This window comes from Rhizobium sp. RU33A (assembly GCF_900156055.1).
GTDB lineage: Bacteria > Pseudomonadota > Alphaproteobacteria > Rhizobiales > Rhizobiaceae > Allorhizobium.
In genome coordinates this window covers 580,074-599,711 of sequence record NZ_FTMQ01000003.1, presented here as the reverse complement: position 1 = coordinate 599,711, position 19,638 = coordinate 580,074, and the positions used below count along the sequence as shown (strand labels likewise).

The 19,638-nt window shown below is 62.0% G+C and carries 19 protein-coding genes; 11 read left to right on the top strand and 8 right to left on the bottom strand.

What is annotated here, in order from left to right; translation table 11 throughout:
* The first annotated feature begins 62 nt into the window (after nucleotides 1-62).
* Nucleotides 63-737 (top strand): hypothetical protein, encoded by a 675-nt coding sequence (locus tag BW978_RS23355; protein WP_139330531.1) that lies wholly within the window; start codon nucleotides 63-65, stop codon nucleotides 735-737.
* 223 nt (nucleotides 738-960) lie between these two features.
* Here BW978_RS23355 and BW978_RS13870 read toward each other — a convergent pair whose 3' ends face one another.
* Complete coding sequence (locus BW978_RS13870; protein ID WP_076395975.1) at nucleotides 961-1,320, bottom strand: endonuclease domain-containing protein; 360 nt, start codon at nucleotides 1,318-1,320, stop codon at nucleotides 961-963.
* A gap of 1,722 nt (nucleotides 1,321-3,042) precedes the next feature.
* On the opposite strand from BW978_RS13870, the gene BW978_RS13860 reads away from it, so the two are divergent.
* Nucleotides 3,043-3,354 (top strand): DUF1883 domain-containing protein, encoded by a 312-nt coding sequence (locus BW978_RS13860; RefSeq protein ID WP_076395971.1) that lies wholly within the window; start codon nucleotides 3,043-3,045, stop codon nucleotides 3,352-3,354.
* 196 nt (nucleotides 3,355-3,550) lie between these two features.
* On the opposite strand, the gene BW978_RS13855 is transcribed toward BW978_RS13860, so the two are convergent.
* The 4 genes from BW978_RS13855 to BW978_RS13840 all read right to left on the bottom strand — a co-directional run bounded on the left by BW978_RS13855 (nucleotide 3,551) and on the right by BW978_RS13840 (nucleotide 9,026).
* Complete coding sequence (locus BW978_RS13855) at nucleotides 3,551-5,056, bottom strand: diguanylate cyclase domain-containing protein (RefSeq protein WP_139330529.1); 1,506 nt, start codon at nucleotides 5,054-5,056, stop codon at nucleotides 3,551-3,553.
* Nucleotides 5,057-5,138: 82 nt separating this feature from the next.
* Nucleotides 5,139-6,449 carry a replication-associated recombination protein A gene (locus BW978_RS13850; RefSeq protein WP_076395969.1) on the bottom strand — a complete coding sequence of 437 codons (1,311 nt, stop codon included), beginning with the start codon at nucleotides 6,447-6,449 and terminating at the stop codon, nucleotides 5,139-5,141.
* Nucleotides 6,446-7,852 carry a DegQ family serine endoprotease gene (locus BW978_RS13845; protein ID WP_076395967.1) on the bottom strand — a complete coding sequence of 469 codons (1,407 nt, stop codon included), beginning with the start codon at nucleotides 7,850-7,852 and terminating at the stop codon, nucleotides 6,446-6,448. Before BW978_RS13845 ends, BW978_RS13850 begins: the two co-directional genes overlap by 4 nt.
* A gap of 106 nt (nucleotides 7,853-7,958) precedes the next feature.
* The gene (locus BW978_RS13840; protein WP_076396531.1) at nucleotides 7,959-9,026 is read right to left on the bottom strand and encodes a serine hydrolase domain-containing protein; all 1,068 of its coding nucleotides are present in this window, start codon (nucleotides 9,024-9,026) and stop codon (nucleotides 7,959-7,961) included.
* 148 nt (nucleotides 9,027-9,174) lie between these two features.
* Here BW978_RS13840 and BW978_RS13835 point away from each other — a divergent pair, with 148 nt between their 5' ends.
* Both BW978_RS13835 and BW978_RS13825 read left to right on the top strand, forming a co-directional pair.
* Nucleotides 9,175-9,540 (top strand): lysozyme inhibitor LprI family protein, encoded by a 366-nt coding sequence (locus tag BW978_RS13835; protein ID WP_076395965.1) that lies wholly within the window; start codon nucleotides 9,175-9,177, stop codon nucleotides 9,538-9,540.
* Between the two features lie 347 nt (nucleotides 9,541-9,887).
* Nucleotides 9,888-10,544: a glutathione S-transferase family protein gene (locus BW978_RS13825; RefSeq protein WP_076395963.1), complete on the top strand. Its 657-nt coding sequence runs from the start codon at nucleotides 9,888-9,890 to the stop codon at nucleotides 10,542-10,544.
* 35 nt (nucleotides 10,545-10,579) lie between these two features.
* On the opposite strand, the gene BW978_RS13820 is transcribed toward BW978_RS13825, so the two are convergent.
* Nucleotides 10,580-11,512, bottom strand: a complete 933-nt coding sequence (locus tag BW978_RS13820; RefSeq protein ID WP_076395961.1) for a LysR substrate-binding domain-containing protein — start codon at nucleotides 11,510-11,512, stop codon at nucleotides 10,580-10,582.
* 123 nt (nucleotides 11,513-11,635) lie between these two features.
* Between BW978_RS13820 and BW978_RS13815 the strand changes: the two genes are divergently transcribed.
* Both BW978_RS13815 and BW978_RS13810 read left to right on the top strand, forming a co-directional pair.
* Nucleotides 11,636-12,766 (top strand): TauD/TfdA family dioxygenase, encoded by a 1,131-nt coding sequence (locus BW978_RS13815; protein WP_076395959.1) that lies wholly within the window; start codon nucleotides 11,636-11,638, stop codon nucleotides 12,764-12,766.
* The gene (locus tag BW978_RS13810; RefSeq protein WP_076395957.1) at nucleotides 12,763-13,527 is read left to right on the top strand and encodes a class II aldolase/adducin family protein; all 765 of its coding nucleotides are present in this window, start codon (nucleotides 12,763-12,765) and stop codon (nucleotides 13,525-13,527) included. Before BW978_RS13815 ends, BW978_RS13810 begins: the two co-directional genes overlap by 4 nt.
* Nucleotides 13,528-13,612: 85 nt before the next feature.
* Here BW978_RS13810 and ilvD read toward each other — a convergent pair whose 3' ends face one another.
* Nucleotides 13,613-15,448 carry a dihydroxy-acid dehydratase gene (gene ilvD / locus BW978_RS13805; protein ID WP_076395955.1) on the bottom strand — a complete coding sequence of 612 codons (1,836 nt, stop codon included), beginning with the start codon at nucleotides 15,446-15,448 and terminating at the stop codon, nucleotides 13,613-13,615.
* A 232-nt stretch (nucleotides 15,449-15,680) separates the two neighbouring features.
* Here ilvD and BW978_RS13800 point away from each other — a divergent pair, with 232 nt between their 5' ends.
* The 5 genes from BW978_RS13800 to BW978_RS13780 all read left to right on the top strand — a co-directional run bounded on the left by BW978_RS13800 (nucleotide 15,681) and on the right by BW978_RS13780 (nucleotide 19,203).
* Entirely contained in the window at nucleotides 15,681-16,283 is a 603-nt protein-coding gene (locus tag BW978_RS13800) for a thermonuclease family protein (protein WP_175616883.1), read from the top strand.
* A gap of 158 nt (nucleotides 16,284-16,441) precedes the next feature.
* Complete coding sequence (msrP, locus tag BW978_RS13795) at nucleotides 16,442-17,392, top strand: protein-methionine-sulfoxide reductase catalytic subunit MsrP (protein WP_076395953.1); 951 nt, start codon at nucleotides 16,442-16,444, stop codon at nucleotides 17,390-17,392.
* Nucleotides 17,392-18,036, top strand: a complete 645-nt coding sequence (gene msrQ / locus BW978_RS13790) for a protein-methionine-sulfoxide reductase heme-binding subunit MsrQ (protein WP_076395951.1) — start codon at nucleotides 17,392-17,394, stop codon at nucleotides 18,034-18,036. Before msrP ends, msrQ begins: the two co-directional genes overlap by 1 nt.
* A 38-nt stretch (nucleotides 18,037-18,074) precedes the next feature.
* On the top strand, nucleotides 18,075-18,479 hold the full coding sequence (locus tag BW978_RS13785) for a thioredoxin family protein (protein WP_083697590.1): 405 nt from the start codon (nucleotides 18,075-18,077) through the stop codon (nucleotides 18,477-18,479).
* 4 nt (nucleotides 18,480-18,483) lie between these two features.
* Nucleotides 18,484-19,203, top strand: coding sequence for a cytochrome c biogenesis CcdA family protein (locus tag BW978_RS13780; protein WP_076395948.1), 720 nt, complete (start codon nucleotides 18,484-18,486; stop codon nucleotides 19,201-19,203).
* A 9-nt stretch (nucleotides 19,204-19,212) separates the two neighbouring features.
* Here the strand turns inward: BW978_RS13780 and BW978_RS13775 are convergent, their stop codons facing one another.
* A complete protein-coding gene (locus BW978_RS13775; RefSeq protein WP_244551962.1) occupies nucleotides 19,213-19,602 on the bottom strand; it encodes a ribosomal maturation YjgA family protein in 390 nt (129 codons plus the stop codon).
* Nucleotides 19,603-19,638 lie beyond the last annotated feature (36 nt).

The following is a 19,638-nucleotide window of genomic DNA, read 5'->3' as shown; positions in this document are numbered from 1 at the left end:
CCTTACGAGGAGTCGGATTGAGAGTCGAGCACAGGCACTGACTTTCAACAAAGGAACACACCTTGTCCAAGACACCGACATTTGGTTTCTCCGCATTCTTGCGGCTGATTTCGCTAAACGAATCACCCCAAAAATCGGCAATTCGTGAGCGCTACAAACCTTCGAAACGGAATGGATATGATTTCCATCGAAGCCTTCGCCTCGCCCTCCAAAACCTCAATAGTGGCAGTCAGACAGCACCTGAACTTCTATCGGCTTTAAGCTCGATCAAAAAGGTACCGGAACGGCATTCTGCCAAGCGCGGGGTTATCCGTTACCTTAAATGGCGGAGACTGAATCCCGGAACACTCTCAAACTGTGACTCCGTCATCGTCGAAAGCCCAGCCTCACTATTCAAGGTTCGCTTTGACGCGGATTGTGTAGTCAAGCTTGATCAAAAACGTGTGGCCATTCATGTCTGGAACACAAAAGGTACCAAGCTTTCCCGACATCTGGTTCTTGCAGCTTTAACACTGGTCCAACGGAACTGGCCTCGGAATACTGATGCGGCAGACGACTTTGCAGTGCTGTCACTTCAGGACATGAAGCTTTATCGGTGGTCCGATGATCCCAAAACCTATCAAGGTTTAGCGAACGACCTGATGGCCCATCTGGAACGGCTTTGTCTAGCTTCAATCGAGGAGCGCGGCGGCGGGAAGCCTACTGTACCGCCAGATCAGCCGTCACCAGAAGTCTGATATTGTAGGCAGGATGGTCCCACCTCCCCCCATGCGGGGGAGGACGGAAAATCGAAGGCTTAGGCGAGCGTAAGCCGCCTAAACTTCAGATTTTCCTGGAGAGGGGCACGGTTCCGTGGGCAAACAACTTACCGTGCCCCTCTCTTGCGAAATCTGAGGTTTGGCCCTGATCGGGCCAATTCCTCGATTTCGCTTTCTCCCCCGCAAGGGGGGAGATGGGGCCTCACTCGCCAGTGTTCCTCAACTCATCCACGATGAAACTGCAGACGCCATCGAGATTGTCCTCGATCTCGCCATTCCAGACCCTCAGCACCCGAAAACCCTGGGCGCGAAACCAGGCATCCCGCCGCGCATCGTGCTCGCTATCGGCATGCTGATGCCCATCCACCTCAACGATCAGCCGCGCCTCGAAGCAGACGAAATCGAGGATATAGCCGTCGACCGGCACCTGCCGGCGAAACTTGAAGCCACCGAATTGTTTCGCCCGCAGCACCTGCCAGAGCCGGTTCTCAGCCCAGGTGGCATCTGCCCGCGTGGTGCGAGCAAAGTGGCGGTGATGGTGCGGAACCTCGCGATGCGTCATTCGAGCCCCTCGAAAACCACCAGAGATTGCACTCGGTTCGTGGCAAAGGAAAGAGGCATCCGGTAGGCATCAAGGCTGCTTTCGGAGGGAGGACATAATGGAAAGCTGTAAGGACAAGAATGGCGATACCTGGGAGATCTACAAAAGCGATGGGTGGCGGTGGCGACGGACGGCACCCAACGGCAGGATAGTGGGCGCTTCGGCAGAGAGCTACATTAACAAGAGCGATTGCATCAGCAACGCACAACGCAATGGAATGACCTGCACCCCGAAGTGAGCCGCCCACCTCCCCCCAAGCGGGAGAGGACGGAAAATCGAAGACTTAGGCGAGCGCAAGCCGCCTACACTTCAGATTTTCCTGGAGAGGGGCACGGTTCCGTGGGCAAGAGCCTGACCAAGCCCCCCTCTTGCGATTTCAGATGTTTAGCCGTGGCTTGCGCCACGACTAATTCATCGAAATCGCTTTCTCCCCCGCAAGGGGGGAGATGGCCCCGCGCAAGCCGCCCAAAACCTCTCAATTCCCACAGTGCGAGGGGGATGCGTTTGAGAAAATTCCGAGCAAAATCAAATCCCGACATGTTTTTTCATCCCCCACCATTTCCCCTGCTTTACCCTAATCCCCGTCCCGCCCTCGGATACACCTGACGATGCGATGTCAGGCGAGGCGGGGCCGGCGCCGGGGTGGCGTGCTCTCGCAGGCACAAATCCCCGGCCCGCTGCAACGGTCTCCCTCCGGACGTGGGGCTGGATACGAAGGTGACTGGGTCGGATGCCCCGGAGCTGGATACCCCGATCGGAAGGACGTGCCTCAGAGGCACACAGACAAGGCGCCAGCGCTGTCGCGAACATCCAGACGGCGGGGCGGATAAAACGGCGGGGATGATGGTGAGGTCGCAAATGGCCAAAGCCCCATCCCCCGGGCGAGGGTCCCGGTCGGAATGGTGCACCATCCGGCGGGAACCTCCCGGGCCACCGGCCAGGCTGAAGCGTCATCTCGCGGTGACGCCGCAGCCGGACCCGCGCCCGGTCATCCCTGGAACGCAAGTTCCAAGGACCGTCGCCGCCTTGCCAGAGAGATGCATGCAGCGGGAAAAAACGCCGAACGAGGCGCCGGAAGGAGCCACATACATTACTTAGACAGGTTGCTTCTGGCGCCTCGTCCGATCCCTCGGGTTTAACCCGAGGGCGAGCATGCCCCACCCGGAGGGAGTTGATCTCGACCGGCGGCGAAGCTTGGGCATGAGTTTTCCCCTCACCCTGAGGTGCCCGACACATCAGGGCCTCGAAGGGGCGAGGCCACCTTCGCAGGATGCTTCGAGGCCCGCGCTTCACGCGGGCACCTCAGCATGAGGGCGTCGAGACGCCTCCGCGGAACCCATCTCCCCCCTGGTGGGGGAGAAAGCGATTTCGATGAATTAGGCGAGCGCAAGCCGCCTAAACATCTGAAATCGCAAGTGAGGGGGGCCGTTCGCCGTGCCCGCAGCACCGATCCCCTCACCAACAAAATCTGAGGTTTAGCCCTGATCGGCTAAGCCCTCGATTTTGTAACCTCTCCCACAAAGGGGGAGAGGACAGACAGCCCTACCCTCTTTCATTCCGATAAACGCCGCGTCCCAAAAAAGTCCGCCCTGCCCCACCTATCGAGCCCGCCCGCCGAACGCTTCCTTAACGGCCTTGCGGTACATTACGATAGATTAAAAGACGGACGGAGACCCAAGCGAAATGTCCAAACCGACCTTCCGCTTCACCCATTACGACCTGAAGGAACAGCGTGCCGGCACGATCATCGAAGTGACGCTGTCGGCGGTGAACAATGTGCGGCTGATGACGCCGGCCAATTTTCAGCGCTTCAAGGAAACGCTCGATTACAAATTCCAGGGTGGCGTAGCGAAGAAGTCGCCGCTGAAGATCGCCATTCCGGAAAGCGGCCACTGGCATCTGATCGTCGACATGGAAGGCCATCACGGACTGGCCGAATCCAAGGTCAAGATGATCGCCGCCCCGGCCGTCCAGCCAAAACAAAAGGCCTCCTGAAACGGCTCTGCGTCTTGGCGTCGCCTCCCGACCCGGCGTGGAACCTCCCGCTCTCTGCTCGAAGACGGGCGGAGTGTTCCGGCGCGGCCATGTTCTTCTACCAGCAAGATCAGACCGGCGGCCCCTGATGCGCCCGGCAGCGGTGAGACCGCCCGCCTGAAGGCGACAGAGCGCTTCGCCGCTCGCGCAGGGATCATCAGGCCGCGTCGACCCGAGTTGCGGCTTCCGCCCGCGCCCCGTCCTCCGGGACCAGATCCTCGGCGAAAAAGGAGCGTCCCCGGCCACCTTGCTTGGATGCATAGAGCGCCCGGTCGGCGATCGCCATGATCGGCCGCGCGGCTGCACCGTTTTCGGGCGCTATAGCCAAGCCGAGGCTGATGCCGACATCGACCTCCGGTCCGGTCGAGAGCGTAATCGGCCGGGAGACCGAGGCGATGATCGACTGGGCGAGCATCGACAAGCGCGGCCGGTCGCGGAAGGCATGCACGAGGATGACGAATTCGTCGCCGCCGACCCGGCCGACCAGACCGTTTTCACCAACGGCCTCGCGGAGCCGCTCGGCCACCACGCGGATGACCTCGTCGCCGGCGCCGTGGCCATGCAGATCGTTGACGGCCTTGAAACGATCGAGATCACAGGCGATCACCGCAAACGGCGCATGGGCCAGCCGATCGGCGGCCTCGTGCAGCGCCTTGTCGAAGCAGAGGCGGTTGGCAAGGCCCGAGAGCGCATCCCGATGGGCGAGCTCGCGGTTGCGCCACTCGCTCTCCTCCAGACGCTCCGACAGCCTGCCGATATAGCGGCCGAGCACGAAGCTTGCGGCGAACATGAGGCCGCAGAGCAAGACGACGGCGGGAACGACGATGGTCCAGATATCGGCACCCGGCTTGAACAGCGTGAAGTCGAAACTGCCGAGTGCCTGACCATCGGCGCTTTTCACCGTCAGCAACCCGTCGCCATTGCGGTTGAACTGCAGGTTTTCATATTCGAGTTGCGAGTTGAGATCGGCCACCAGATCGGCATCGATTGGCCGGGCAGAGACCAGGATGACTGGGTCGCCTTGCGGCAGCGCCACCTCGCCGTCGTCGGGCACGATCGCCATGGCGGTCGCCAGCATGACCTCTCCGTCGACTTCGGCAAAGCCGAAGGCCGCGATGGCATGCACTTGCGATGTCGGCACCGGCCGCTGGCCGAAACCACCGTCGATCGTGGTGCGATGCGCGTGGTGGCGGGTCAGCGCCAGTTCGGCGAGTGCCCTCAGATCATCGCCGGGTTTCAGATCGCGGGCGGTCAGATCCACCTCGTCTTGCCAGGCCGACATCAAGACGCGACCACCGGGGCCGATCAGGAAACTGCGCTCATGGCCGAAATCGTACCAGAGCGAAGAGACGAATTCCTCAATGACGTAGGAGGCGTGAAACTTGAGGGTGATGTATTTCACCGAGCGATCCCAGCGGGCCAGACCCAGCTGGTCGCGGGCCAGCAGGCTCTGGCGATCTCGCAGCACATTCTCCAGCAGCATGGTCTGCTTTTCGGCGGCGATATCATCGGCCTTGCGCGAGGCGATGTAGCCGATGAAGAGCAGCGACAAGGCCGAAAGCGTGATCAGCACTATGGAGGACAGCTTTACCATGGCCGGCAGGCCAAGACGCCGCGCGGCGTTCGCGCCTGGCATGTGCCATCCATCCATCTCTTTCGCCATGCACGATCCCCTGTTCGGCCGGGAGCCTAGAGCACAGCGCTTAAAAGCAGCTTAAGCTGAAATGACGATAGGCAAGTCGCTATCAGCCGCCGCGCTCACGGCGAAGCTTCGCCCACCAGTCGAGGCGCTTCTTGATCTCCCGTTCGAAGCCACGCTCCGGCGGATCGTAGAAGGTCTTGCGGCCCATTTTCTCCGGGAAATAGTCCTGGCCGGAAAAAGCGTCCGGCTGGTCATGGTCGTAGAGATAGCCTTCGTTGTAGCCTTCCGCCTTCATCAGCTTGGTCGGGGCGTTCAGGATGTGCTTGGGCGGCAAAAGTGAGCCGTGCTCCTTGGCGGCGCGCATGGCGGCCTTGTAGGCGACATAGACGCCGTTCGACTTCGGCGCGGTGGCGAGATAGACGCAAGCCTGCGCCAGCGCCAGCTCGCCTTCCGGGGAGCCCAGATAATCATAGGCGTCCTTGGCGGCATTGCAGACGACTAGCGCCTGGGGGTCGGCAAGCCCGATGTCTTCGACCGCCATGCGCACCAAACGGCGGCCGAGATAAAGCGGATCTTCGCCGGCATCGAACATGCGGCAGAGATAGTAGAGCGCCGCATCCGGATCCGAGCCGCGCACCGCCTTGTGGAGGGCCGAGATCAGGTTGTAGTGGCCGTCCTGGCCCTTGTCGTAAACCGGCGCGCGACGCTGGACGATTTTGCCTAAGCCCTCGGTGTCGAAGACCTCGCCCGGGCGGGCGGCACGCCAAACTTCTTCGGCGAGCGTCAGCGAGGCGCGGCCATCGCCATCGGCCATGCGGATCAGAGTTGCACGGGCATCGGCATCCAGCGGCAGCGGCTTGGCTTCGGTTTCCTCGGCGCGCTTCAAAAGCGTCTCGATGCTTTCGGCATCATGGCTCTTGAAGGTGAGGACCCGGGCGCGGGACAAGAGAGCAGCATTCAGTTCGAAGCTGGGGTTCTCGGTGGTCGCACCGACGAGGATGACGGTGCCGTCTTCCATGACAGGCAAGAAACTGTCCTGCTGGGCGCGGTTGAAGCGATGGATCTCATCGACGAAAAGCAGGGTCTGGCGGCCTTCCATGCGGCGCAGGCGGGCGCTCTCGAAGACTTTCTTCAGGTCGGCGACGCCGGAGAAGATCGCCGAGATCTGCTCGAAGGCAAGCCCCGCCTCGCCGGACAGGAGCCGAGCGACAGTGGTCTTGCCGGTACCTGGCGGGCCCCAGAAGATCATCGAACCGAGCGAGCCGGAGGCGATCATCCGGGCGAGCACGCCATCCTCGCCGGTCAGGTGTTCCTGGCCGGTGACTTCACTCAGGCTTTTCGGCCGCAGGCGATCGGCGAGCGGGCGACGCTCGGCCATTTCCTTTGACATCTGCGGCGCGAAGAGGTCACTCATCGGAAGATCTGCCGGATTCGCTGTCCGCCACGCTCGATCTCGACCCGCCAGAAGCCCGGGTCGCTCTCGGACATGGTCTGCAGATCATCAACGGATGTGATCGGCTCGCCATTCACGGCCACGACGATGTCGCGCGGGGCAAAGCCGAGCCGGGCAGCCGGTGAGCCGCGAATGACTTCGGTCACGACGACGCCCGTCACTTCAGAGGGCATTTTCAGCTCATAGGCAAGGCGCGGCGAGAGGTTGCCGGCGCGGAGGCCTGCGAAGGGGCTGCGGCCCTCGATCAGCTGGATGTCGCGCGGCCGGGTTTCGGGCGCCGATGCCAGCTGCAGGGGAATTGCCTCCTGCTTGCCATCCTGCTGGATGGTGAGTTCGGCTACCTTGCCGAGGCCAGCCGTTGTGAGGCGATAGCCGAGTGCATCGGGATGTTCGACCGGGACGCCGTTGACTGCGGTCACGACCTGCCCCGGCTTAAGACCTGCCTTCTCTGCCGGGCCACCCTCGACGACGCTAACGACAAGCGCGCCACGTACGGTCTGGAGACCAAGCGCTTCAGCGACATCGGAGGTCACAGGCTCGAAGCTTGCGCCGACGTAAGGACGTTCGAAGCTCGCTTCACCGCGATCGGCTGCATCGAGGAAGACGCGCACGAGATTGGCAGGGATGGCGAAGCCGACACCGTTGGAGCCCCCGCCGCGCGAGAAGATTGCGGTGTTGATGCCGATCAGCTCGCCATTCATGTTGACGAGGGCACCGCCCGAATTGCCGGGATTGATCGCGGCATCGGTCTGGATGAAGAAGCCGAAATCGCCTTCCGTCACCTGGTTTCTGGCGAGCGCCGAGACGATGCCCGAGGTCACCGTCTGGCCAACACCGAAGGGGTTGCCGATGGCCAGCACAAGATCGCCGACCTCGGTCGCATCGGAATTGCCGATCGGTAGCGTCGGCATGACCTCGTTAGTCTCGAATTTCAGAACCGCGAGATCGAGCCGGTCGTCCTTCAGCACGACCTTGACCGGAAACTCGCGACCATCGGCGAGCGCCACCTTGATGTCGTCGGCGCCATCAATGACGTGGTTGTTGGTGACCACAACGCCATCCGCCTCTACGATGACGCCGGAGCCGAGCGAAGACTGCTTTTCGGTCCGGTTCGGCATGCGCTGGCCGAAGAACTGTTCGAAGAAGGGGTCGCCGGCAAACAGGCTGGAGCGGGTCTGCACCAGACGCTCGGCATAGACGTTGACGACGGCGCCCCGCGCCTGCTTGACCAGCGGCGCAAAGGAGAGCTGCATCTCGATCTGGCTCTTCGGCACCGCCTTGTCCTGGGCAAGCGCCGGCGATGCGACCGGCGCGATCAGGGCGATGATGACAGCTACAGGTTTGAGGCAGTCGAAGCGCGGCATGCGAAGATCCTTCATGCGATATGGACGTTCTAGACCCGGTTCGTGCGCCGTCAAATAGGCAGAACCAAGGAAGGTGTATCGCAGATGGGGATAACGCGCGTCGGCCTCAAGTGCTGACGGTTTCGATGATGCGTGTCATCAGGCCGTGAAGCTCGTCCCGGTAGCCGGTGCGTGCCGATGGAGCGCTTTCATTCGAGGTCATGGTGACGGTCAAGCCGAGGTTGGGAACGATGTAGAGCATCTGGCCGCCGTAACCCCAGGCATAATTGACCTGCTCGCCGGCCATTTCCTTGAGGAACCAGGCGTAACCGTAGCCATCGCCGTTAAAGACAGAGTTGGTGCGGCGGATCCAGCTTTCGCGGATCCAGGCTTCGGAGATCAACCGGGTGCCGTCCTCGGTGACGCCACCCCGTCGATAGAGCTCTCCAAAGGCATGCAGCGAGCGCGGCGTCATGGCCATCTGGTTGCCGCCGAGATAGTAGCCCTGGGGGTCGCGGTCCCAGGAGCCGATGCGGAAACCGTCGAGCGGCTCCAGCCATTCACGAGCAAGCGCCAGCGTCGGCTTGCCCGACACCTTGGTCAGGATGACCGAAAGCAGGTGGGTGGAAGCGGTCGAATAGAGCATGCCGCTGCCGGGCTCCCCGACGAAATCGGCGGCAAGCGCGAAACGGGTCCAGTTCCGGCTCGCAACCCAGCGGCCGTAATTGGGGCCGGACATACGATCAAGGCCAGCGCGCATCGAAAGCAGGTGGCCGATCGTGATCTGCGACAGGCGGGGATCGGGATCGGCAGGAAATTCCGAGCGCAAGACCGTTTCGATGCGCTGGTCGACGCCTTCCAGCAGGCCCTTGTCGATGGCAATGCCGACCAGCGCCGAGACGACGCATTTCGAGGCGGACTTGATGTTGGTGGAGCCGGTCAGCGAGTTGTTGCCATAGGCGCGCTCGCCCAGCGTCTCCCCATTGCGGGTGACAATGACGGTTTCCAGTGTATCCAGCCTGCGCGCTTCTTCGAGCAGCGTCGCGATGCGGGGGCGGATAACATCGAGATTGGCGGGCGGCGGCGTCTCATCGGCAGGCACCGTCACGGCGGGCTCTGCCGATTGGGCAAAGGCGCGAGATACGGAAAGAAAGGGCGCGGTGGCTGCGGCGGCTAGGAGGGTTCTTCTGTTCATGGTGGTAAAGGTAGGGATTGCGGCTGGCAATGACAGGACCTTTTGCGGATTTTCACCGGATAGTGAGAGGCTGACATGCACGGATTGCATGGAACGATGGGCCGGCTGCGGGCGTTGCTTCGGCACGTTAAAACCGAGCGAGGTGACCATGTCCGATACAACCGCAGCCGTGCGCTCCATCCTTTTTGCACTTCTAGCCGGCCCCGTTCTGGTGGGCGGACTTCCCGCCCACGCGGCAAGTTTCGACTGCCAGAAGCCCGACCTTGCCGAGGACGAGACGGCCATCTGCGAGACGCTGTCGCTGAACGACATGGATGTGAAGATGGTCACCACCTTCGAGCTTCTTTCTGGCTTGCTTGCCATGGGCGCGCGGGGCGAATTGCAGGACCAGCAGATCGAGTGGCTGACCAAGCGCGGCGAATGCAAGGGCGACGTCGCCTGCCTGACGGCTGCTTATACGGCGCGGATGGCGCAACTGGCGACGGTGTATCAGGATGTGCAGCGGCCAAAGTGACGGGCAAAATGCCTTATGCTAACATCCACGCATGAAACAGGTTGAAGCCATCACGCGGCACAAGTCGCTTGCCCCCACTGTACCGGGCGGCCTCGCTCTTTATCTTCGGTTCGACGGCGGGCGACACCAGAAAGTGATCTGGACCTGCTCATTCATCATCATCCAGCCCAGAAATTTTCCCTGATCGAACTCATCGGCATCCAGCAGTTTCTGAAGCAGGAACTTCGATCGCGATCGATCTCACGACATAGCCTGCACCCCATGCTCAGGGCCGATATCGAGAGGTCCGCGCTTCGGGTGTTTTGATTGGTTCACACACATCCGAATTGGCTGTATGAGGAGCGAAGGTGACGGAGCCTACCAGCAGAAAACGACCTCAGCTCTACGGCGCCGATTACAGCGTTTACGTCCGTATCGCCCGCCTTGCTCTTCTGGAAAAAGGCGTGTCGCATGGCCTGGTGCCGCTCGACATCTTTGCGAAAGACGAGAGGCGCGACGCCCACTTGGCCCGCCATCCCTTCGGCAAGATCCCGGCCTTAGAACACGGCGATTTTCACCTCTATGAGACCGGCGCCATAACCCGCTATATCGACGAGGCCTTCGACGGGCCGGCGCTTCAGCCTGCCGATGCGAAAATGCGCGCCCGGATGAACCAGATCATTAGCATTGCGGACGGCTATCTTTATCAGCAGTTGGTCTGGGGGCTTTATGTGGAATGCATCGAAAAGCCGAAGCGCGGCGAAACCCCGGATGCAGGTCGCGTAGAGAAAGCTCGCGACGTTGCATTGGTATCGCTCGCCGTACTCGCCGGTCTGCTTGCCGATCAACGGTGGATGTGTGGAGACAGGCTGACGCTGGCGGATCTCTATCTGGCGCCGATGATCGACTATGCGCTCGAGGTCAAGGAATTTCGCGAGATGTTTGCGGAACACCGCAACCTCGGTGATTGGTGGCAAAGGATAACGGCGCTGGACAGTTTTCGGGAAACGCAGCCGGCTCCGTGACGCATACCTCCGGAACCTGTCGATCGGCTATTTTTCTATTTGCCTAACTCCCTATCCTCTTCACCTCTCGTCGCACCGCCCTCCGACCCCTCCCCCAACCATGCCACGAAAGCCCTGACCGCCGGGCGTTTCGTAGCCGCCGGTGCGACCGTGGCGAAATAGGCGGTGCCGAGGTCGAGGGCGCCATCGGGCCAGGGTTTCAGACTGCCGTCAGCGACGAGGGTATCGGTGATCGAGCGCCAGCCGAGCATCAGGCCGCGGCCGTCGAGGGCTGCCTGGACGGCCTGGACGTAGTTGTCGAAGATGTGGGACGGGCCGCGCGGTTTGGGCAGGTCGCGGCGGGCGAGATAGTCGGTCCAACCTTCCCAGTGGCGCGCTTCCACTGTGCGGACATGGATCAGCGGGGCAGCGTCCAGCCCCTCGCCGTTTGCGAGAAGGCTTTCGACCAGAGCCGGGCGGCCGACGGGGCATACGGTCTCGTCGAACAGGCGCAGCGTCTCACCGTCGGTCCAGGTGCCGCGACCGTAACGTAGGACGAGGTCGGTGCCGGGCCACATCTGCGGCAAGTCGGTGGGCGGGACCTGGACGTTGACGAAGAAGCCGGGATGGCCGGCGTAGAAATCGCTCAAGCGCGGCATCAGCCAGTGGGTGGCAAAACCCATGGTGCAGGCAACGGTGAGGCGCTGATCCTCGAGGCCGGTGCTGGTGCGGATCTCCTCGATCGTATCGGCAATCAGGTCGAGGCCATCGCGGGTGGCGCGGGCGAGTTGCTGGCCGGGTTCGGTGAGCCTGGCCGGGCGGGTAGAGCGATCGATCAGGATGGCGCCGACATGATCTTCCAGCGCTTTCAGGGCCTGTGTCACGGCGGGCTGGGTGACGTTCAAGGCGCTTGCTGCCTCGCGCATGGAGCCGAGCCGGGCGACGGCCTCGAACGTGGTCAGAAGGCGCAAGGGTGGCAGACGGCTCAACTTAACCTCCAGCTTAACTCAGCATAAGCATAATCGCTCTGGTCTCGCATGCAAAGACGGATGATGATCGTCAAATCAGATCCCCATCTCCGCCATCCAGACTTAAGGAAAACCGCTGTGAACATGCATGTAGCGACCGGGGCCGTCACGCTGGCTGATAAGGGGCTTCACCTGCCGCTTTCCGAGGGTGGGCAGGCCTATTTCAATTACTACTGGCTGCGAGACAATTGCCCCTCCTCCTTCGACAGCGCAACGCGCGAGCGCAGCTTCGACATCTTCCACCTGTCAGCGGCACCCCGTGCCGATAGCGCCGGGATCGAGGACGGGATGCTGGTGATCCGCTGGGCGGGCGAGAACCATGTGTCGCGCTTTCCGCTGTCGCTGCTGGCGCTCTATACCGAGGGCAAACATCGGCCCGACCCGGCCGACCTGCCGCGCAAGGCCTGGTTCAGCGACCACTATCCCGAGATCCCCCGCTTCTCGCAGCCGGAGCTGATGCGCGATCCGAAGAAGGTGGCGGAATGGCTGGAGGCGATGATCGTCGAGGGGCTGACGATCGTGACGGACATGCCTGACAGCCACGAGGGGCTGACCGAGACGGTCAAGCTCATGGGCCATGTGCGACCGACCTTCTTCGGCGAATATTTCGACGTGAAGACGCATATCAACCCGACGAACACGGCCTATACGGCAAAGGCGCTGGAGCTGCATACCGACACGCCGGCCGAGGAGCATGCGCCGGGCATCCAGTTCCTGCACTGCCGGGCCAATACCGTCGAAGGCGGCATGAGCATCTATTCGGACGGTGTGGCGGTGGCGAATGCTTACAGAGAGATTGATCCCGAGGGGTTCAAGCTCTTGTCGGAAATCGACATTCCGTTCTTCTGCGAGCACGACACCTACGACATGCGCTCGCGGCAGCGGGTGATCGAGCTCGACAAACATGGCGAGGTCTCGGGGCTGACGATCAGCCAGCACATGGCCGACATGTTCGATCTGCCGCAGACCGTGCTCGACGATTATTACCCGGCCTTCTGTCGCTTCGGGAAGATGCTGCAGGACGACAAGTTCATGATGCGCTTCCTGATGAAGGCGGGTGACTGCATGGTGTTCGACAACCACCGCATCGTGCATGGCCGCATGGCCTATTCGGCGACCAGCGGCGATCGCTATCTGCGCGGCTGTTATGCCGATCGCGAGGAAATGCGCTCGACCTACCGCGCGCTGACGACGGAAGGACGGTTCAAGACATGAATATCGCAGCTTCCGGAAACGATATGCTCGACGATGCGGCGCTGACCACGCTGCGTCAGGATCTCGCCGCTGCCTTCCGGCTCTGCCATCGCTTTGGCTGGAGCGAGTCGGTCGGCAATCATTTCAGCGCGGCGGTCTCGGCGAATGGGCGCAAGTTCCTTCTCAATGCGCGCTGGCAGCATTTTGCGACGATCAAGGCGAGCGATCTGCTGCTGCTCGATGCCGACGATCCCGATGTGATGAACCGACCGAATGCCCCCGACCCTTCAGCCTGGACCGTACATGGCACGCTGCACCGGATGCTGCCGGAGGCACGCGTGATCCTGCATTGCCATTCGCCCTATGCGGTGGCGCTTTCCTGCCTCAAGGACCCGACGCTTCTGCCGCTCGACAACAACACGGCACGTTTTTTCGGTCGGATCGGCTACGACCTCGACTTCGGCGGGATCGCCGATGCGGCGGAAGAAGGCGAGCGGCTTGTCGAGATGATACGCGGCAAGTCGGTTCTGGTCATGGGCAATCACGGCGTGTCGGTTGCCGGCGAGACGGTGGCGGATGCGTTTGAGGATCTCTATTTCTTCGAGAAGGCAGCCCAGACGATGGTGCTGGCGCTCTCGACCGGCAAGCCGCTCGCGGTGCTGTCGGACGAGATAGCGCAAGGTACGTCAGACGGCTGGATCCCCTATCGCGGCATGGCGGAGAAGCATTTCGCCTATCTGAAATCGTGCCTGGATAAGGAAGATGCGTCCTGGCGGGATTAGAGTTCACAGACAAACAGGAATGAAAAAGACCCGCCGGAGCGATCCGGCGGGTCTTTGATTTTGCAGGTAGCAGGGCCGTTGAAGCTTATTCCGGCAACTGACGCACGGCGCCCTTGTCGGCGGACGAGGCGAAGGCGGCGTAGGCCTTCAGCGCGGTCGTGACGTTGCGCTTGCGCTTTTCTTCGGGGAACCAGCCCTTGGCGTCCTGTTCGGCGCGGCGACGTTCAAGCTCTGCCGGGTCGACGACGAGGTTGATCGTGCGGTTGGGGATGTCGATGTCGATGATGTCGCCCTCGCGGACGAGACCGATCGCGCCGCCCTGAGCTGCTTCCGGCGATGCGTGACCGATCGAGAGGCCGGAGGTACCGCCAGAGAAGCGGCCGTCGGTAATCAGGGCGCAAACCTTGCCGAGGCCCTTCGACTTCAGATAGCTCGTCGGATAGAGCATTTCCTGCATGCCGGGGCCGCCCTTGGGGCCTTCATAACGGATGACGACGACGTCGCCGGCCTTGACCTCGTTCGACAGGATCGCCTTCACCGAGGCATCCTGGCTTTCGAAGACGCGGGCGGGACCAGAGAATTTCAGGATCGATTCATCGACGCCGGCGGTCTTTACGATGCAGCCGTCGAGCGCGATGTTGCCCTTGAGAACGGCGAGACCGCCATCCTTTGAGAAGGGATGTTCGACGGAACGGATGACGCCCTTTTCGCCGTCGGTGTCGAGATCGTCCCAGCGCGAGGCCTGCGAGAAGGCCTGGGTGGTGCGCACGCCACCGGGGGCGGCCTTGAAGAATTCGCGCACGGTTTCGGAATTGGTGCGGGTGATGTCCCAGCGGTCGATGGCATGGCCGAGGGTTTCGGCATGCACGGTCGGGCAATCGCGGTTGATCAGGCCGCCGCGATCGAGTTCGCCGAGGATGCGCATGATGCCGCCGGCGCGGTGGACGTCTTCCATGTGCACGTCCTGCTTGGCAGGGGCAACCTTCGACAGGCAGGGCACCTTGCGCGACAGGCGATCGATGTCGTCCATGGTGAAATCGATTCCGCCTTCATGGGCAGCCGCCAGGATGTGCAGGACCGTATTGGTCGAGCCGCCCATGGCAATGTCGAGCGCCATGGCGTTTTCAAAAGCCTGCTTTGAGGCAACGTTGCGCGGCAGAACGCTTTCGTCGTTCTGTTCATAATAGCGGCGGGTGATGTCGACGATCAGGTGGCCGGCTTCGACGAAGAGGCGCTTGCGGTCGGCATGGGTTGCGAGCGTCGAGCCGTTACCGGGCAGCGACAGGCCAAGGGCTTCGGTCAAGCAGTTCATCGAATTGGCGGTGAACATGCCGGAGCAGGAGCCGCAGGTCGGACAGGCGGCCTTTTCGATCTCATCGACATCGGCATCGGAGATGCTGTCGTCGGCCGCGGCAACCATGGCATCGACAAGATCAAGTGCGACCTTGCGGCCCTGCAGGATCGCCTTGCCGGCCTCCATCGGGCCACCGGAGACGAAGACGGCGGGAATGTTGAGGCGCATGGCGGCCGACAGCATGCCGGGCGTGATCTTGTCGCAGTTGGAGATGCAGACCATGGCGTCGGCGCAGTGGGCGTTGACCATGTATTCGACCGAGTCGGAGATGATCTCGCGCGACGGCAGCGAATAGAGCATGCCGTCATGGCCCATGGCGATGCCGTCATCGACGGCGATGGTGTTGAATTCCTTGGCAACGCCGCCGGCGGCTTCGATTTCACGGGCGACGAGCTGGCCGAGGTCCTTCAGGTGGACGTGGCCGGGCACGAACTGGGTAAAGGAGTTGACGACCGCGATGATCGGCTTGCCGAAATCGCCGTCCTTCATGCCGGTCGCGCGCCAGAGGCCGCGGGCACCGGCCATGTTGCGGCCGTGGGTGGTGGTTCTCGAACGATAGACGGGCATGGGTGTCACCTCGATGGCTTGTTCGCCGCCATGCCTGCACCCTCGGCGCCAAGGCAAGGCGGCCATTTTGGAACTGGTCTAAGCCATGTCCCCTCACCTGTCACTAGCATCCAAGGGCAAATCGGTACGCCTTGGGCTCACGGAGCGTGCGACTTCGTTCGCATTTGAGTGATCGGCTTAAGCCTGCGGCAAGATGTGTTTATTAGAGTTTACCGCGGAAAGGGGAGTCATGATGACCCGGAAACCTGCCCGCGTGATTCTGCTGAAAGATGCTCGCCAGAAGCTCAATCCCGAGCCTGCGCCGCGCTGGAACCCGTTCAAGGCACTCTATCGGATGCGCCGCATCCTGATGATGGCCTGCCTTGCGGTGCTGGCCGCCATTCATTTCGAAAAGCTTCCCTATTCCTATCTTGTCGTCCCGGCATCGAACAAGCTGATCGACTACGCCATAACCGGCGCAGTCGCCCCCCATTCGGAGCCAATCGAGGGCCGCTTCGTCACCTGCGCTGGGGCGCAGCGGATCAACTGCGTCGTCGACGGCGACACCTTCTGGTACCGGGCGGTGAAATACCGGATCTCGGATATCAACACGCCGGAGATCGGGCGCCCTGCCTGCGAGCGGGAACGCGCGCTCGGGCTCGAGGCACAGGTCGCGCTGCTTGATGCCCTCAATGGCGGCGATCTCGTTATGGAGCGCCGGGAGCGTCGCGACACCGATCGGTATGGCCGAAAGCTTCGGGTGGTCCTGCAGGACGGACGCTCCGTCGGCGACAATATGATTGCACGCGGCATCGCCCATCGATGGGAAGGGCACAAGCAGAACTGGTGCGGCTGACGCGTGTCGGCGAACGACGCCGATCCTTACACGCGCCTGCCTGCGCGGACCTACACGAAATTGTTCCTGTCGGACTTCTTTTCCAGATGATGAAACTCTGGTCTCTATGCTCCCGTCTTCTATTTTAGAGTGACAGAGAAAGCCTCAAGAGGTCTGCCATGCCGGTCTACCATCCGCCGAAGATTGCAAGTTCCGAGATCACGCCAAAGTCGCTCTATCTCAAGCGACGACATTTCATGGGTGTGGCGGCCGGCGGGCTCGCCGCGGCCGGGCTCGGGGCACCAGCCCTGGCGGCGCCACTGGCCGCCAAACCCAGCATCTACAAGCTCGACGAGAAGCTGACCTCGAAAGAGGACGTGACTACCTACAACAACTTCTATGAGTTCGGCACGGGCAAGGAAGATCCGGCGCGCAATGCAGGGTCTCTGACGACGCGGCCCTGGACGATCGAAGTGGGCGGACTGGTCGCCAAGCCACAGGTGATCGACATCGAAACGATCATGAGCGAGATTCCAATGGAAGAGCGCGTCTACCGGATGCGCTGCGTAGAAGCCTGGTCGATGGTGATTCCGTGGATCGGCTTCCCGATCTCGGCCTTGCTCGACCGGGTCGAGCCTCTGGGTTCGGCGAAATATGTGGCGTTCGAGACGCTTGTGAGGCCTGAGGAGATGCAGGGCCAGGCCGGCATCTTCCAGGCGCTGGAATGGCCCTATCGCGAGGGCCTTCGCCTCGATGAGGCTCGCCATCCGCTGGCGATCCTTGCGACCGGTCTTTACGGCGAGACGCTGCCAAACCAGAACGGTGCGCCAATCAGGCTCGTCGTGCCGTGGAAATACGGCTTCAAGGGCATCAAGTCGATCGTCAAGATCACGCTGACGGAAGAGGAGCCGGCGTCGACCTGGAACCTGCTTCAGCCGTCGGAATACGGCTTCTACGCCAACGTCAATCCGGCCGTCGATCATCCGCGCTGGAGCCAGGCGACCGAGCGGCGGATCGGCGAGGCCGACGGCCTGTTCGGCGGAGCGCGCATCGATACCCTGCCGTTCAACGGCTATGCCGACGAGGTCGCAAGTCTCTATGACGGCATGGACCTGACAAAGTTCTACTGATGGCCACGCTCGCACTCCCGGCCCTGCCCGCCCGCTACAAGCCGGCGGCCATCTGGGCGCTCTATGCCATAGGGCTGATGCCGGGGCTCTATGCCTTCTATCTCGGGATCTATGGCGGCCTGGGCGCCGATCCCGTGCGCGCCTTCGAGCATCTGCTGGGGCTCTGGGCCTTCCGTTTCCTCTGCCTCGGGCTTGCGGTCACGCCATTGCGGGATCTGTTCGGGATCAATCTGATCGCCTATCGGCGCGCGCTTGGGCTATTGGCGTTCTATTACGTGCTGGCGCATTTTGCCGTGTACCTGACGCTCGACCGGGGGCTCATCCTGTCGTCGATCGCCGGCGACATCCTGAAGCGTCCCTACATCATGCTCGGCATGGCGGGACTTTTGATGCTGATTCCGCTGGCGCTGACCTCCAACCAGTGGTCGATCCGAAGGCTCGGTCCGCGTTGGAACAGACTGCACAAGCTGACCTATCCGATCCTGCTCGTGGCGATCCTGCATTATGCACTGTCGCTGAAGGTGATCGATCCAGAGGCGGCCTTCTATATCACGGTCACGATCCTACTGCTCGGTTACCGGCTGGTGCGGCCGAAGATCATGGAGCGGCGGCGGGCCAAGCGCATGGCGGCGACGCGGGCCTGACAGCTTTTTCGACAATCGACAAACAAGGGGTGAGTCCGATGAGAAGCCTTCGAAAGACATGGAGTGCGGCGCTTGCGGGTGCCGTGATGCTCGCCACGGCTGGTGTTGCCAGTGCCCTCGAGATCGCGCCCTTCCAAGCTTCGGCCCTCGAAGCTGCCAAAGCGGAGGGTAAATCGGTGGTCGTCGACGTCACAGCCAGTTGGTGCAGCACCTGCCGGGCCCAGACCAAGATCATCGACACGCTGGCGGCCAAGCCGGAATTCAAGGACGTCCTCGTCCTGAAGCTCGACTACGACAAGCAAAAGGACGAGATGCGCAGTCTTGGGGCACAGAACCGCTCGACGCTGATTGCGTTCAAGGGTGCAGACGAGACGGGCCGCAGTGTCGCGGATACGAACCCGGCCTCGGTCGAACAGCTCTTCGCCTCGACCCTGGGACAATGATGCCATGCTGGGCAGCGCTCTGCTTGCCTTTCTCGCGGGCGTGCTGTCCCTTCTCAATCCCTGCACACTGCCGCTCATTCCGATTGTTCTGGGAACAGCGATCAACCGTCATCGCTACGGACCCGTCGCGCTTGCGGCGGGGCTGACGCTTTCCTTCGTGACGATCGGCCTCTTCGTCGCGCTGGTCGGCTTCTCGGTCGGCCTCGACTTCACTGTCTTCCGGATGGTGGCCGGCATCATCATGATCCTGTTCGGCGCGGTTCTCATCGTGCCGATCGCTCAGCACCGGGTGGCTGCCGCCGCCGGACCGGTCGCGGCCTGGTCGCAGTCACGCTTCGGCCAGGTCGACGACAAGGGTCTCAAGGGGCAGTTTCTGGTCGGCCTGCTTCTTGGCGCCGTCTGGAGCCCCTGTGTCGGGCCTACTCTGGGGGCTGCCTCTTTGATGGCGTCCCGTGGCGAGAACCTGCTGCAGGTGACGACGACCATGGTCGCCTTCGGTCTCGGTGCGGCTCTGCCGCTGCTCCTGATCGGCGTGTTGTCTCGCGAGGCGCTTGCGCGGTCGCGTCAACGTCTGCTGACGCTGGGTCAGGCGGGGAAGAGCCTGATGGGCGGGCTGCTGATCATCACAGGCGCACTCGTGGTTTCGGGCTTCGACAAGACAATCGAGATCTGGATGTTGGAAAACTCGCCGGAGTGGCTGATCGACCTGACCACACGCATCTAGAGCCGCGCGTTAGCCAGGCAGCCTGCTGACGCGGGCCAAATGGCGGTTCTCGAGCAGGCCAGCGATCACAATGCCGACGGCATAGGCGACAATGTTCCACCAGGAGAAGATGCGCCCGAGCAGGAGAGCGCCCGCCAATGTCAGGCGGAATTCATCGAGCCAGGGTGTGTGATAGAGCCGGGTGAATTCGATGAGGGTCGCCGCCACGACGGACAGGATCGCCAGGCGACCGAGGGGCTGGCGGGGCAACAGGGTGGCGAAGAGGAAGAAGACCATGCCGCCCCAGAGCGTCGAACCACCGTATTTCACCAGAAAATACGGCAGGCCGATCTCATAGCCGCCGAGCCTCAAAGCCACGCCACACGCGATGATGGCAAGCGCTATCCCCAGCCGGCGCATGCGTTGTGACATCCTTGCCTTGATTTCGTCCATCAG